General features: G+C 66.4%; 15 protein-coding genes. 10 read left to right on the forward strand and 5 right to left on the reverse strand.

Annotated features, from left to right (window positions below):
* Window positions 1–392 precede the first annotated feature (392 nt).
* Entirely contained in the window at window positions 393–1,304 is a 912-nt protein-coding gene (locus tag AC1DXX_RS25150; protein ID WP_478136939.1) for a LysR family transcriptional regulator, read from the reverse strand.
* Between the two features lie 107 nt (window positions 1,305–1,411).
* Here AC1DXX_RS25150 and AC1DXX_RS25155 point away from each other — a divergent pair, with 107 nt between their 5' ends.
* The 5 genes from AC1DXX_RS25155 to AC1DXX_RS25175 are packed head-to-tail and all read left to right on the forward strand — an operon-like array spanning window position 1,412 to window position 6,388.
* Complete coding sequence (locus AC1DXX_RS25155) at window positions 1,412–2,386, forward strand: tripartite tricarboxylate transporter substrate binding protein (RefSeq protein WP_478136940.1); 975 nt, start codon at window positions 1,412–1,414, stop codon at window positions 2,384–2,386.
* Between the two features lie 7 nt (window positions 2,387–2,393).
* On the forward strand, window positions 2,394–3,293 hold the full coding sequence (locus AC1DXX_RS25160) for an HTD2 family dehydratase (protein ID WP_478136941.1): 900 nt from the start codon (window positions 2,394–2,396) through the stop codon (window positions 3,291–3,293).
* Window positions 3,294–3,315: 22 nt separating this feature from the next.
* The gene (locus AC1DXX_RS25165) at window positions 3,316–4,497 is read left to right on the forward strand and encodes a CaiB/BaiF CoA transferase family protein (protein ID WP_478136942.1); all 1,182 of its coding nucleotides are present in this window, start codon (window positions 3,316–3,318) and stop codon (window positions 4,495–4,497) included.
* Window positions 4,494–5,336: an HpcH/HpaI aldolase/citrate lyase family protein gene (locus AC1DXX_RS25170; RefSeq protein WP_478136943.1), complete on the forward strand. Its 843-nt coding sequence runs from the start codon at window positions 4,494–4,496 to the stop codon at window positions 5,334–5,336. The genes AC1DXX_RS25165 and AC1DXX_RS25170 overlap by 4 nt, the downstream gene beginning before the upstream one ends.
* A gap of 47 nt (window positions 5,337–5,383) precedes the next feature.
* Complete coding sequence (locus tag AC1DXX_RS25175) at window positions 5,384–6,388, forward strand: tripartite tricarboxylate transporter substrate binding protein BugD (RefSeq protein WP_478136944.1); 1,005 nt, start codon at window positions 5,384–5,386, stop codon at window positions 6,386–6,388.
* A 12-nt stretch (window positions 6,389–6,400) separates the two neighbouring features.
* Here AC1DXX_RS25175 and AC1DXX_RS25180 read toward each other — a convergent pair whose 3' ends face one another.
* Genes AC1DXX_RS25180 through AC1DXX_RS25190 form a run of 3 tightly spaced genes read right to left on the reverse strand, consistent with a single transcriptional unit; the run spans window position 6,401 to window position 8,129 of the window.
* A complete protein-coding gene (locus tag AC1DXX_RS25180; RefSeq protein ID WP_478136945.1) occupies window positions 6,401–6,955 on the reverse strand; it encodes a hypothetical protein in 555 nt (184 codons plus the stop codon).
* 23 nt (window positions 6,956–6,978) lie between these two features.
* Complete coding sequence (locus AC1DXX_RS25185; RefSeq protein WP_478136946.1) at window positions 6,979–7,485, reverse strand: CinA family protein; 507 nt, start codon at window positions 7,483–7,485, stop codon at window positions 6,979–6,981.
* The gene (locus tag AC1DXX_RS25190; RefSeq protein WP_478136947.1) at window positions 7,482–8,129 is read right to left on the reverse strand and encodes a DJ-1/PfpI family protein; all 648 of its coding nucleotides are present in this window, start codon (window positions 8,127–8,129) and stop codon (window positions 7,482–7,484) included. The genes AC1DXX_RS25185 and AC1DXX_RS25190 overlap by 4 nt, the downstream gene beginning before the upstream one ends.
* Before the next feature lie 195 nt (window positions 8,130–8,324).
* Here AC1DXX_RS25190 and phbB point away from each other — a divergent pair, with 195 nt between their 5' ends.
* Window positions 8,325–9,062: an acetoacetyl-CoA reductase gene (phbB, locus tag AC1DXX_RS25195; protein WP_013542260.1), complete on the forward strand. Its 738-nt coding sequence runs from the start codon at window positions 8,325–8,327 to the stop codon at window positions 9,060–9,062.
* A gap of 123 nt (window positions 9,063–9,185) precedes the next feature.
* Window positions 9,186–10,529 (forward strand): dicarboxylate/amino acid:cation symporter, encoded by a 1,344-nt coding sequence (locus AC1DXX_RS25200; protein ID WP_478136948.1) that lies wholly within the window; start codon window positions 9,186–9,188, stop codon window positions 10,527–10,529.
* A gap of 129 nt (window positions 10,530–10,658) precedes the next feature.
* Here the strand turns inward: AC1DXX_RS25200 and AC1DXX_RS25205 are convergent, their stop codons facing one another.
* On the reverse strand, window positions 10,659–12,356 hold the full coding sequence (locus AC1DXX_RS25205; protein WP_478136949.1) for an electron transfer flavoprotein-ubiquinone oxidoreductase: 1,698 nt from the start codon (window positions 12,354–12,356) through the stop codon (window positions 10,659–10,661).
* A gap of 106 nt (window positions 12,357–12,462) precedes the next feature.
* Here AC1DXX_RS25205 and AC1DXX_RS25210 point away from each other — a divergent pair, with 106 nt between their 5' ends.
* From AC1DXX_RS25210 to AC1DXX_RS25220, 3 genes are all read left to right on the forward strand, one after another.
* On the forward strand, window positions 12,463–13,245 hold the full coding sequence (locus AC1DXX_RS25210; protein ID WP_478136950.1) for an SDR family oxidoreductase: 783 nt from the start codon (window positions 12,463–12,465) through the stop codon (window positions 13,243–13,245).
* A gap of 77 nt (window positions 13,246–13,322) precedes the next feature.
* A complete protein-coding gene (locus AC1DXX_RS25215; protein WP_478136979.1) occupies window positions 13,323–14,150 on the forward strand; it encodes a DMT family transporter in 828 nt (275 codons plus the stop codon).
* On the forward strand, window positions 14,147–14,569 hold the full coding sequence (locus AC1DXX_RS25220) for an acyl-CoA thioesterase (RefSeq protein ID WP_478136951.1): 423 nt from the start codon (window positions 14,147–14,149) through the stop codon (window positions 14,567–14,569). Before AC1DXX_RS25215 ends, AC1DXX_RS25220 begins: the two co-directional genes overlap by 4 nt.
* Window positions 14,570–14,571 lie beyond the last annotated feature (2 nt).

The following is a 14,571-nucleotide window of genomic DNA, read 5'->3' on the forward strand; positions in this document are numbered from 1 at the left end:
CGGGGTACCTTGCTCCGCGAATGTCCCCCGGCGCGGCCTATGGCCGCATGCCTCCTCCTTTATTTCGCTGCGCAAGGCACCCCATCGGCGTGATCGTTCAGAGCACTTGCTGATCGGCCGCAAACCGGCAGCGTGCCCTGTGCACGCACCCCGAACACAAGCAATAGCTCGCTGCCGACCCCCGACAGGCACACGCCACTTTGTTCACCGCTCAAATTTTGAGCAAATTGATTATTCCCCATACAAAACAACGACTTAAATCGCCTTTACAAGGAAGCACATCAGTTACCCCCAAAGTTGTCCACAGAAAATGGGGACGGCACTGATTTCTTCACGATTCGCCTGCAAGTCCTTGTTTTTCATGCGCCACGCAGGGGAGCGAGGGAAGGCACTCAGTCGGTCGCGGCCTGCTGCCCGGCGTAGTGCAGGCACAGCGTATCGACCAGCGCCTGCGCATAGATCGGCAGCGCCGCCCGGTCCCGCACCAGCAGATACCGCTCCCGCACGCACCACGCATCGCTGAGATCGATCAGCGCGAGCTGCATGCTTTCCTGGTTGCGCCGCGCCGCCGACTCGGGCACCACGCCGATGCCCACGCCGCTGCMGATCATCCGGCACATCGCGTCGAAACTGCCGAGCTGGATGCGCAGCTTCTGGCGCTTGCCGAGGTTGTCGGTGATCTGCGCGAGAAAAGCCTGCAGCGTGCTGCCCTGCTGCATGCCGATGGCGTCTTCGTCGAGCGTCTCCGCGAATGAAATCCTGCGGCGCTTCGCGAAGCGGTGCTTGCGCGAGGTGACGAGCACCAGCCTGTCGGTGCTGAAGTGGATGGCCTCCAGGCCCAGCGTGTCGACGCGGCCCGCCACGATGCCGATGTCGGCACGGCCGTCGAGCACGCCGCGCGGAATCTGAGCATTCGGTTTTTCCTGAAGGTCGACGTTGATGCGCGGGTTGCGCGCCAGGAAGCCCGGCAGGATCTCGGGCAGGAAATCGGTCACCGCGGTGGTGTTGGCGAACACGCGCAAGTGCCCGCGCAGGCCACCGCCGTACTCGAGCAGGTCGGCACGCAGTTGCTCGGTCTGGTGCAGCACGAGGCGCGCGTGGTGCAGGAAGGCCTCTCCCGGCGGCAGCAGGCGAACGCCGCGAGCCTCGCGCTGCAGCAGTTGCAACCCGGCCTGGGTTTCCAGCGCCTTGATGCGCGCGCTGGCCGCCGCGAGCGACAGGTGCTGGCGCTCGGCGGCCCGCGTGAGGTTGCCGAGCTCGGCCGTGGCAACGAAGAGGCGCAGGTCCGTCAGGTCGAAAAGCATGGTGCCATCGTACAGAAGCCTTCGGAATTTCAGAAGGCTGGGTTCCGAAATCGCAGATTGCGCGCTGTGTCACGGCGGAACACCATGCGGCCATGGAGACAAAGACAATGAAATTCCGCGCAGTTGCGCTTCTTTCGCTCGCCGCCACGGCCCTGGTTGCCGCAGCCCCGGCAGCGGCACAGCCGTACCCCTCGCGCCCCGTCACGCTCGTCGTGCCGCAGGCAGCAGGTGGCACCAACGACATCGTGGGGCGCCTCGTGGGCCAGAAGCTGGGCGAGGTGTTGAACGCCAGCGTGGTGGTCGACAACCGGCCCGGCGCCGGCGGCAACATCGGCACGCAGCTTGTCGCCAAGGGACCGAAAGACGGCTACACGCTGCTCATGACCATCAGCAGCAGCCAGGCCATCAACCCGGCGCTCTACAAGAACCCGGGTTTCGATCCGGTGAAGGACTTCAAGCCCGTGGGCCTGATCGGCGCGGTGCCCAACGTGCTGCTGGTCAACCCCTCGTTTCCCGCGAAGAATTTCAGCGAGTTCCTGAAGCTCTCGCGGGAGAAGGGCGCCAACTACCAGTACGCGTCGGCCGGCAACGGCACGCTCAACCACCTGCTCGGCGAAATGCTCAACAGCATGGCCGGCATCTCGCTGCAGCATGTGCCCTACAAGGGCGTGGCACCCGCGCTCAACGACGTGCTGGGCGGGCAGTTGCCCATCGTGTTCGCGAGCCTGCCTTCGGCGCTCTCGCACATCAAGGCCGGCAAGCTGCGCGCGCTGGCCGTGAGCGGCGGCAAGCGCTCGCCGGTGCTGCCCGATGTGCCCACCATCGCCGAGGCGGTGCCGGGCTACAACGGCACGCTATGGATCGGCCTGTTCGCGCCGGCCGGGGTGCCGGCCGACGTGCTCGCGACCCTGCAGGACGCGACGCGCAAGGCGCTGGCCGCCAAGGACCTGCGCGACAAGCTCGACCAGCAAGGCGTCGAGATCGCCGCGCCGACTTCCCCCGAACAGTTCGCGGCGCTGCTGCAGGACGACCTCGCCAAGTGGGCGCGCATCGTCAAGGCATCGGGCGCCGCGGTGGACTGAAAGAACCATGAGCCATCCCACCCAAGAAACCTCTTCCGCGCCGATCGACGGCGATGCACTGGCGAAGCTCCAGGCCTGGCAGGGCCGCAGCGAAACGCTGGCCGACGAGATCACCGCCGCGCCCGTGCGGGCGTTGTCCGCCACGCTGGACCGTGACGATCCGCTGCCTGCCGCCGGCACGCGCCTGCCCGAACTCTGGCACTGGCTCTACTTCCTGCCGCATCATCGCCAATCCGAGATCGGCGACGACGGCCATGCCAGGCGCGGCGGGTTCCTGCCGCCCGTGCCGCTGCCGCGCCGCATGTGGGCCGGTGGACGGCTTCATTGGGAGCAGGGCAACCCGTTACAGATCGGCGATGCGGTCGAGCGCACCTCGACCATCGCCTCGGTCGCCCACAAGGCGGGCCGCACCGGCGAGCTGGTGTTCGTGCTCGTGCGCCATGAGGTGCGCAACGAACGCGGCCTGGCGCTGACCGAGGAGCACGACATCGTCTACCGCGCCGCGGCCGGGCCCGGCGAGAAGACGCCGCCACCGACGCCCGCGCCGAAGGACGCCGCCTTCAGCCGCGAGATCACGCCCGACGACGTGCTGTTGTTCCGCTATTCGGCGCTGACCTTCAACGGCCACCGCATCCACTACGACCGGCGCTACGTCACGCAGGTCGAGGGCTATCCGGGACTGATCGTGCACGGCCCGCTGATCGCCACGCTGCTGGTCGACCTGCTGCGCCGCAACGTGCCGGGCGCCCAGCTCGCGCGCTTCGAGTTCCGCGCCGTGCGGCCGACCTTCGACATCGCGCCGTTCCGCGCGCACGGCAAGCCCGGTGCGGATGGCAAGACCTTCAGCCTCTGGGGCGAAGACGCCGACGGCTGGCTCACGATGCAGGCCACGGCCGTGCTCGCTTGATTGATTGATGGGAGAACAAGGAATGACAAGACCTCTGGATGGCATCACCGTGGTGTCGCTCGAACACGCGATCGCAGCACCGTTCTGCACCCGGCAGCTGGCCGACCTCGGCGCCCGCGTCATCAAGGTGGAGCGGCCCGAAGTCGGCGACTTCGCCCGTGCCTACGATGGGCGCGTCGGTGGCGAAGCCTCGCACTTCGTCTGGGTCAACCGCTCGAAGGAGAGCCTCACGCTCGACCTCAAGCAGCCCGCCGCGCTGGCGGTGCTGCTGGAGCTGGTGGCCGATGCCGACGTGCTGGTGCAGAACCTCGCGCCCGGCGCAGCCGCCCGCATGGGGCTCGGCGCCGAAGTGCTACAGGCGAAGCATCCACGCCTCATCGTCTGCGACATCTCGGGCTACGGCGAAGACGGGCCGTACCGCGACAAGAAGGCCTACGACCTGCTGATCCAGAGCGAGGCGGGTTTTCTCTCGGTCACCGGCACGCCCGACGACCCCTGCAAGTCGGGCAACTCGATCGCCGACATCGCGGCGGGCATGTATGCGTACACCGGCATCCTTGCGGCGCTGCTCCAGCGCGGCAAGACCGGCAAGGGCTCGCACATCGACGTGTCGATGCTCGAATCGCTCGCCGAGTGGATGGGCTACCCGATGTACTACGCCTACGAAGGCGCACCGCCGCCGCCACGCAGCGCCGCGTCGCATGCGACCATCTATCCCTACGGGCCGTTCCCCGCGGGCGATGGCGGCACGGTGATGCTGGGCCTGCAGAACGAGCGCGAGTGGCGCACCTTCTGCGAGAAGGTGCTGCTGCAGGCAGGGCTCGCCACCGACGCCCGCTTCGACAGTAATGCGCGGCGCAACGAGCACCGCGAAGCCCTGCGCGCGATCATCGTCGAGGCCTTTGGTGCGCTGAGCACGGCGCAGGTGCTCGAGCGCCTCGACGTGGCGCAGATCGCCAACGCGCGCATGAACGACATGGCCGGCCTCTGGGCCCATCCGCAGCTGCAGGCGCGCGATCGCTGGCGGCAGGTGGGCTCGCCGGCCGGTGACATTCCGGCCTTGCTGCCGGCCGGGCGCCAGAGCGCGTTCGACTACCGCATGGACGCCATACCGGCCGTTGGCGAGCACACCGAAGCCATCCTGCGCAGCCTCGGGCGCAGCGAGGCGGACATTGCCGCCTTGCGCGAAGCGAGGGCGGTGTGAGCACGCCGCTCGCGCTGGCGCGCACCTTTCTCTTCGTGCCCGCCGACCGGCCCGAGCGCCACGCGCGGGCGCTGGCCACCGGTGCGGGCGGCGTGATCGTCGATCTGGAAGACGCGGTGGCACCCGAGCGCAAGGCGTCGGCGCGCGAAGCGCTCGCGATCTCGTTCGCCGCGCTGCCTGCCGCTGACCGGCAACGCCTTTTGATCCGCATCAATGCCAGCGGCACACCCTGGCACGAGGCCGACCGCGCGGCTGCGGCCGGACTGGTCGCGCAAGGCCTGATCGCCGGCGTCGTGCTGCCCAAGGCCGAGCATGCGGACGATCTGCGGCGGCTGGCCGAAGCGGTCGGTTCGACGGCATTGCTCGTGCCGCTCGTCGAATCGGCAGCCGGGCTCGCAGCGGTCAATGAACTCGCCGCCGCCCCGCAGGTGCTGCGGCTCGCCTTCGGCAACCTCGATTTCCAGGCCGACCTCGGCCTTGCCTGCGATGCGGACGAAGCCGAGCTGGTGCCCGTGCGCCTGGCGCTGCTGCTGGCCTCGCGCCGCGCCGGCCTGCCCGCACCCATCGACGGCGTGACGCCCGACTGGCGCAACGCGCAACGCCTGGCCGCCGACACGGCACGCGCGCGCCGCGGCGGCTTCGGCGCCAAGCTCTGCATTCACCCCGACCAGGTCACGCCGGTGCATGCCGCACTCGGCCCCAGTGCCGACGAACTGGCGTGGGCGCGCCGCGTGATGGCCGCGATGCACGCCGCAGGCGGCGGCGTGGTCAGCCTCGACGGGCGCATGGTCGATGCACCGGTGGTGCGGCTGGCCGAACGGTGGCTGGCGCCGCCCTGAGCGGCGGCGCACAAGACCGATACCCGATAACCCAAGGAGACAACGAAGTGAACGCAACGAAGAACTGGAAAGCGCGCATCCTGCTGGCGGCATCCATCGGCGCATGCCTGCTGGCCGTGCAATCGCCGGCCATGGCGCAGGCCCCCTGGCCCGACAAGCCCATCACCATGGTCGTGCCGTACTCGGCCGGCGGCCCCACCGACGTGGTGGCGCGCATGCTGGCCATTCCCATGGGCAAGTCGCTCGGGCAGACCGTGATCGTCGAGAACACCGTGGGCGCGGGCGGCACCATCGCGCCCACGCGCGTGGCCAGGGCGGCGCCCAACGGCTACACCATCCTGATCCATCACATGGGCATGGCCACCGCGCCCGCGCTCTACAAGAAGCTCAACTACGACCCGCTGAAGGACTTCGAATACGTCGGCCAGGTGATGGACGTGCCGATGACGCTGCTCTCGCGCAAGGACTTCCCGGCCAACAACTTCCAGGAGCTGCTGGCCTACGTGAAGGCCAACAAGGACAAGGTCACGCTCGCCAATGCCGGCATCGGCGCCGTGTCGCAGCTCTGCGGCATGCTCTTCGCGCACCAGATCGGCGTGCAGCTCACGACCGTGCCCTACAAGGGCGCCGGCCCCGCGCTCAACGACCTCATGGGCGGGCAGGTCGACCTGCTGTGCGACCAGACCACCCAGACCGCGCCGGTCATCAAGGACGGCAACCGCGTCAAGGTGTTCGGCGTGACCACGCCCAAGCGCCTGGCCAGCATGCCCGACATCCCGACGCTCGACGAGCAGGGCTTGAAGGGCTTCGACGTGAAGGTGTGGCACGGCATCTATGCGCCGAAGGGCACGCCGCCCGCGGTGATGGAGAAGCTCAACAAGGCCTTGCGCGCCGCGCTGCAGGACGACATGGTCAAGAAGCGCTTCGCCGAACTGAGCACCGAGGCCGCGCCGATGGACAAGGTCACGCCCGAAGGCCTGCGCACGCACCTTGCGGCGGAGATGGAAAAGTGGGGGAAGGTGATCCGCGCTGCGGGGGTGCAGGCAGACTGATTTCCGGCACCACTATTCGATCAACGAAGACCAGAAATCGATATGCCGGGCCTCGCCTTGCAAGGCGTAGGCCGGGGTTCCGAAGAAGTAGTGGTACTCGTTGCGAAAGTAGTTCTCGAGGGTGGTCCCGTAATAGATGAGGTCGGTCTGATGGACTGAAATGACCGGGTTTCCTGCATGCCTCGGGCGATCCGGCATATAGCGATGACCGCTGATGGGAATGAGCTTTGGAGCGGCGTCAACGAGTGCGCGCAGCCGCGAAAAAGCCGCGTCGTCATTCGAGGGCCTGGGCCCCCAATCGGCGAGCCAGATCGAGTTCTGTCGGACGTCGAACCACATGCCTTCAAATGGCCGATTCATGGCCTGAAGCAGCGCAGGGTCATCGATGGCGCGCCAATTCGGAAACGGCTCGCCCCATGGCAGCCCGTTGGCGAGAAAAGCACGCAGATCATCCGGAAAGACGAAGCCGAATTTCTTTTCGGCACGCCGAGCTTCCGTGTCGGAAAGCCCGGGCGCGAAACTGACACCCGCGCGTTCAAGTACTGCCCGACAGGCATGGAGGTCCATTGGCCTGGATGAGTGGGACCGTGTCATTCCGACGCCCCTTGCGCCCGCAGCGTCTCGTCGAGCAGCAAGAGCAACTGTCGTGCGAACACATCCATGTTCGACGTGCGGTCCGCATCCCCGGTCTCGATCGTCCGGCTTGCAGTGACTGCGCCGGCGACGGCCACGCACACATGCCCCGGCGCATCGCCATAGGGGCTGCCCGAAGGGCCGGCCGCGCCACTCTCGCAAATTCCCCACGTGGCGCGATGGCTCTCGCGGATGCGGTTCGCGATGAACCGGGCATAGGGCTCGGTTTCGGCGCGCATGCCGGTCATGTCGTCGGGCGTCAGCCCCAGCAGGGCCTTGCCGGCGCGCCGAGAGTAGACGACCGCACCACCGAGGAAGAAGGCCGATGCGCCGGGGATGGCGAGCAGGGCGGCCGACACGAGGCCGCCGGCCGAGGACTCGGCAACCGCCACCGTCTGGCGCCGCTCGCGCAGCGTCGCGCCGACCCGGGCGGCGAGCGCGGAAAGCGGTTCGAGGCCGGTCATGCCGTCTTGCGACGGTTGCCCGGCTGCCGCACGTAGGCCGGCGCCCGCTCGTGGCTCGCCGTGCTGCCGTACACCGTATCCGCCGGGTAGTACTCCGCCTGCAACTGCACCCGGGCCGCGGCTTCCTCGCCCGCGGTGTGGGCGATGAAGGCCAGCATCAGGTCGGTGCCCGCCGAGACGCCGGCCGAGGTCCAGACATCCCCGTCCTGCACGAAGCGCTGCTCGACCACCTTCACGTCGCCCAGCGCACGCAGGCGGTCGAGCGAACCCCAGTGCGTGGTCGCGGTCCTGCCGGAGAGCAAACCCGCGGCGTGCAGCACGAATGCACCGGTGCACACCGACAGCAGCGCCTTGCAGCCGGGCGCCTGCGCGGCCAGGAACTGCACCATTGCGGGGTTGTCGACCTCGCGGCGGGTGCCCATGCCGCCCGGCACCAGCAGGTAGTCGAGCGGCGGGCAGTCGGCAAAAGACACGTGCGGGTTGACCGAAAGGCCCTTGGCGCAGACCACCGGCTCGCGCTTCTCGGCGACGATCAGGCAGTTTCGGGGGCCCGCTGCCAGCTTGCTCCACATGGTGAGCATTTCCCAGGGGCCGACGAAATCGAGTTCCTCGACCTCGGGGAAGACGATGATCCCGAAATTCATACTTTCGAACTCCTTGATGGCGACGCAGGCGCAAGAGTGCACAGAGTTGAGCATATAGGTTGCACCGGCAGCCCGTTCGTGACAGCTGGTTGCAAGCTTGGCTCAGTGTTTTCCTCAGAGGTCGATGGCGTGAAAATGGCTAGAGTGAAGGCGGCCGTTCAGGCTTTTGCTAGGTACGAACATCAAGGAAATTTCATGAGCAAAAAAGTTGCATATGTCACCGGAGGCATGGGTGGCATCGGAACAGCCATCTGCCAACGTCTGCACAGAGACGGATTCACCGTGGTCGCCGGTTGCGGCCCTACGCGCGACCATGCCAAATGGCTGGCCGAACAGAAAGCCGAAGGCTTCGAGTTCCACGCCTCGGTCGGCAATGTCGGCGACTGGCAATCCACCGTCGAGGCCTTCTCCGCTGCCAAGGCGGCGCATGGTCCCATCGACGTGCTGGTCAACAACGCCGGCATCACGCGCGACCGCATGTTCCTCAAGATGACGCCCGAGGACTGGAGTGCGGTGATCGAGACCAACCTCAACAGCATGTTCAACGTCACCAAGCAGGTGGTGGGCGACATGGTCGAAAAGGGCTGGGGCCGCATCATCAACATCAGCTCGGTCAACGGCGCCAAGGGCCAGGCGGGCCAGACCAACTATTCGGCGGCCAAGGCCGGCATGCACGGCTTCACGATGGCGCTGGCGCAGGAGCTGGCGAACAAGGGCGTCACAGTCAACACCGTGAGCCCGGGCTACATCGGCACCGACATGGTCAAGGCCATCCGCCAGGAAGTGCTCGACAAGATCGTGGCCACCATCCCGGTCAAGCGGCTGGGCGAGCCGAGCGAAATCGCCTCGATCATCTCGTGGCTGGCGACCGACGAAGGCGGCTATTCGACAGGGGCCGATTTCTCGGTCAATGGCGGCCTGCACATGCATTGAGCATGCTGACTGCGACCTGATCAAAAAACCCGCCACGGCGGGTTTTTTTGTTCCAGGGATGTGGCTTCTACGCATGGAAAGTCGCCAAGACAGAACTACAGTTCCGAACCCTCCGGAGGCACCATGGAAAACACAACAAGCGCACCCCCCAGAAAGCTCCCCCTCTACCGTTCCCTCTACGTGCAGGTGATCACCGCAGTGGTCATCGGCGTGCTGCTCGGCTACTTCTATCCGGCGGCCGGCGAGGCGATGAAGCCGCTGGGTGACGGCTTCATCAAGCTCATCAAGATGATCATCGCGCCGATCATCTTCTGCACGGTGGTGGTCGGCATCGCCGGCATGGAAGACATGAAGAAGGTCGGCAAGACCGGCGGCCTGGCGCTCTTGTACTTCGAGATCGTGAGCAGCATCGCGCTGCTGGTGGGCCTGGTCCTGGTCAATGTGCTCAAGCCCGGCGTGGGCATGAACATCGATCCGACCACGCTCGACACCAAGTCCATCGCCGCCTACACCGGCCCGGGCAAGATGACCGGCACGGTCGACTTCCTGCTCAACGTCATTCCCAGCACGGTGGTCGATGCCTTCGCCAAGGGCGAGATCCTGCAGGTGCTGCTGATCGCGGTGCTGTTCGGCTTTGCGCTGCACAAGTTCGGCGGCCGCGGCACGCTGGTGTTCGACGTGATCGAGAAGGGCTCGCACGTGCTCTTCGGCATCGTCAACTACATCATGAAGCTGGCACCCATCGGCGCCTTCGGCGCTATGGCCTTCACCATCGGCAAGTACGGCGTGGGCAGCCTGTTCTCGCTGGGCAAGCTCATGGGCACGTTCTACCTGACCTGCCTGCTGTTCATCTTCGTGGTGCTCGGGCTCATTGCGCGCTTCCACGGCTTCAGCATCTGGAAGTTCATCAAGTACATCAAGGAAGAACTGCTGATCGTGCTGGGCACCTCGTCGTCCGAGTCGGTGCTGCCGCGCATGATGGAGAAGATGGAGAACCTGGGCGCGAACAAGACCTGCGTCGGCCTCGTGATCCCGACCGGCTACTCGTTCAACCTCGACGGCACCTCGATCTACCTGACGATGGCGGCGGTGTTCATCGCGCAGGCCACCAACACGCCGATGACGCTGACGCAGGAGATCACGCTGCTCGCCGTGCTGCTGCTCACGTCGAAGGGCGCCGCGGGCGTGACGGGCAGCGGCTTCATCGTGCTGGCGGCCACGCTCTCGGCCGTGGGCCATGTGCCAGTGGCGGGGCTGGCGCTGATCCTCGGCATCGACCGCTTCATGTCGGAAGCGCGCGCGCTGACCAACCTGATCGGCAACGGCGTGGCCACCATCGTGGTGGCCAAGTGGACCAACGAGCTCGACACCGAGCGGCTGAAGGCCGGGCTCAACAACGAAAGCTGGGTCGAAGCCCAGGAACCCGAAGTGCTGGAAAACGCGCGCGACAGCAAGATGGCTAGGTGAGACTAAGCCTAGGCGTTGCGTTGGAGGTGTCCTGTGCACGCGCCCTGAACAAYAGCCCCCGCAACACAACACGCGGCAGAGAAATGAAAAAGCCCTCCGAAGAGGGCTTTTCTCGTCGCGCAGGCCTTCTCACATGCCCACGTAGTTCGGCCCTCCGCCCCCTTCAGGCGTGACCCAGACGATGTTCTGCGTCGGGTCCTTGATGTCGCAGGTCTTGCAGTGCACGCAGTTCTGCGCATTGATCTGCAGGCGCTGCTTGCCGTCCTCGGTGTCCACGAACTCGTAGACGCCCGCGGGGCAGTAGCGGCTTTCGGGGCCGGCGAACTTGGCGAGGTTGATGTTGACCGGCACCGTCGCATCCTTGAGCGTCAGGTGGGCCGGTTGCTGCTCTTCATGGTTCGTGTTGCTGATGAACACGCTCGAGAGCCGATCGAAGGTGAGCTTGCCGTCCGGCTTCGGGTAGACGATGGGCTTGCACTCGGCTGCGGGCTTCAGGTACAGGTGATCGGGCTTGTTGCGGTGCAGGGTCCATGGAATGTGGCCCTTGAACAGCCATTGCTCGATGCCGTTCATGAAGGTGGCGATACCCAGGCCCTTCTTGAACCAGGCCTTGAAGTTGCGCGCCTTGTTCAGCTCGGTGTAGAGCCAGCTCTTCTCGAACGCGGCCGGGTAGGCCGTGAGTTCGTCGTGCTGGCGCCCCGCCTGCACGGCATCGAAGGCGGCTTCGGCGGCCAGCATGCCGGTCTTGATGGCGGCGTGGCTGCCCTTGATGCGGCTCACGTTGAGGTAGCCGGCTTCGCAGCCGACCAGCGCGCCGCCCGGAAACACCGTCTTGGGCAGCGACATCAGGCCGCCGGCCGTGATGGCGCGCGCGCCGTAGCCGATGCGCTTGGCGGGCTTGATGCCCTTGGCCTCGTCGCCTTCGAGGTACCAGCGGATGTTGGGGTGCAGCTTCCAGCGCTGCATTTCCTCGAACGGGCTCAGGTAGGGGTTGCTGTAGTCCAGGCCCGTGATGAAGCCCATGGTGACCTTGTTGTCTTCCATGTGATAGAGGAAGGCGCCGCCGTAGGTGTCGCTCTTCATCGGCCAGCCGGCCGTGTGCAGCACGAAGCCGGGCTGGTGGCGCTTGGGGTCGATTTCCCATACTTCCTTCACGCCGAGGCCGTAGGTCTGCGGGTCCTTGCCTTCGTCGAGCTTGAATTTGGCGATCAGCTGGCGGCCCAGGTGGCCGCGCGCACCTTCGGCGAACACCGTGTACTTGCCCAGCAGCTCCATGCCGAGCTGGAAGTTCTCGGTGGGTTCGCCATCTTTGCCCACGCCCATGTTGCCGGTGGCGACACCGCGCACCGAGCCGTTCTCGTTGTAGAGCACCTCGGCGGCCGGGAAGCCGGGGAAAATCTCCACGCCGAGGTTTTCGGCCTGCTGGGCCAGCCACTTGGTGAAGGCGCCGAGGCTGATGATGTAGTTGCCGTGGTTCTGGAAGCAGGCCGGCAGGAACAGGTTGGGGGTGCGCAGGCCGGACTTTTCGCCGAGGAACACCATGGCGTCGTCGGTGACGGGCTGGTTCAGCGGGGCACCGAGCTCCTCCCAGTCGGGCAGCAGCTCGTTGAGGGCGCGCGGGTCCATGATGGCGCCGGAGAGGATGTGCGCGCCGGGCTCGGAGCCCTTTTCGAGCACCACGACGGAGATTTCCTTCTCGTGCTGGGCGGCGAGCTGCTTGAGCCGGATCGCGGTCGAGAGGCCGGCCGGGCCGCCGCCGACGACGACCACGTCGTATTCCATGGCTTCGCGGGGCCCGAACTGGGCGAGGATTTCGTCGTGGGTCATGTGGGTCTCGTCGATAATGATTTGAGGCTCGGACGCTTCGAGGGCGCGAAACATTTTATGTGGAGTGCGGCACGTCGCCTCCGCGACTCATCAGGACCGGTTTCCCATGGCTTACAGCATCGATCTTTCGGGCCGCGTGGCCTTCATCACCGGGGCTTCCAGCGGCCTCGGCGCCCAGTTTGCCAAGACACTGGCACGTGCCGGCGCCGCGGTGGTGCTTGCGAGCCGCCGGGTCGAGAAACTCAAGGAGCTGCGCGCGCGCATCGAAGGCGAGGGCGGCGACGCTCACGTGGTCGAGCTCGACGTGACCGACATCGGCAGCATCAAGGCCGCCGTGGCGCGCGCCGAGACCGAGGTGGGGTCCATCGACATCCTCGTCAACAACTCGGGCGTGAGCACCACGCAGCGCCTGCAGGATGTGACGCCCGACGACTACGACTACATCTTCGACACCAACGTGAAGGGCTCGTTCTTCGTCGCGCAGGAAGTGGGCAAGCGCATGCTGGCGCGCGCCGATGGTTCGGCGCCGGGCACCTACATCGGCGGGCGCATCATCAACATCGCCTCGGTGGCTGCGCTCAAGGTGCTGCCGCAGATCGGCACCTACTGCATGAGCAAGGCCGCCGTGGTGCAGATGACCAAGGCCATGGCGCTCGAATGGGGCCGCTTCGGCATCAACGTGAACGCGCTGTGCCCGGGCTACATCGCGACCGAGCTCAACGAGGACCACTGGACCTCCGAGAGCGGTGCCAAGCTGGTGAACATGCTGCCGCGCAAGCGCGTGGGCAAGCCCGAAGACCTCGACGGCCTGATCGTGCTGCTGGCCAGCGGCCAGAGCCATTTCGTGAACGGCGCGGTGATTGCCGCCGACGACGGATTCGCGCTCTGACACCGCGGGCGTGGGTCGGCATTGCCGCCGGGCTGGGCGCGGGTGCGCTCTGGGGCTTGACGTTCGTGGCGCCGCGCATGGTCGGCCACTTCGGCATGGTCGACATCACCGCTGCGCGCTTCGCCGTGTTCGGCGCCATCTCGGGGCTCGCGGTTTTCGCGCGGCCTGCCGCGATGCGCTGGCCCAATGGACAGCAGGCGCTGGCGGCACTGGGGCTCAGCGTGCTGGGTTTCAGCGGCTACTACCTGCTGCTGGCCTTCGGCATCGCCGCGGCCGGCACCGAGGTGCCCAGCCTCATCATCGGCACCATTCCCGTCTGGATGATGCTGCTCGGCCGGCCTGCGGGACTGCACATGCGCGCGCTGCTGCCCGGACTGCTGCTCACGGGAGGCGGCATCGCGTTGATGATCTGGGGCGCGTGGTCGGCGCGGCACGGCGGCGGCGATGGGGCGCGTTTCGGCTGGGGCATTGCGCTGGCGCTGGCCGCCATGGCGAGCTGGACCGTGTACGGCCTGCTCAATGCCGCCTGGCTGCAGCGCCACACCGAACTCCATGCCGCCGACTGGGCCAACTGGCTCGGCGTGGCCACGGGCCTGGGCGCCTTGCTGCTGTGGGTGGTCGCGGGCAGCGACGTGGCCACGCTCCGGACGCAGCCCGACGGCATGCTGTTCGTCTGGATCGCACTGGCCAGCGGCTTCGGCTCGTCGTGGCTCGCCACCATCCTCTGGAACGTCGCGAGCCAGCGGCTGTCCGCCAGCCTGTGCGGGCAGCTGATCGTCAGCGAGACGCTGTTCGCGCTGTTCTATTCCTTCGTCTGGGACGGCCGCTGGCCGCAGGCCACCGAGTGGGTGGCGGCGCTGCTGTTCGTCCTTGGCATCCTCGCATCCATCAAGGCCCACCGATGAGAATCGAAATCCCCGAAAAGAAGAAGCTCGTGTACGAAACGTCGATTCCCATCCGCTGGGGCGACATGGACGCCATGGGCCACCTGAACAACGGCACCTATTTCCGCTATCTCGAAACCGCGCGCATCGACTGGATGCATTCCATCGGCTTCGAGCCCGAGCCGGGCGGCGAGGGCATGGTGATCGTCAACGCCTTCTGCAATTTCTACCGGCAGATCGAGTACCCGGGCAATGTGCTGCTCAAGATGTACGTGAGCGACCCCGGCCGCACCACCTTCGAGAGCTGGGGCACGATGGCGCGCGAGGAAGAGCCCGAGGTGATCTGCGCGGCCGGCGGGGCCACCACGATCTGGGTGGATTTTCCGAAGCAGAAGGCGTTGGCATTGCCCGACTGGCTGCGCGAGATCGTGAGCGAATAAGG

The sequence above is a fragment of the Variovorax sp. P4_B10 genome (assembly GCF_056402375.1).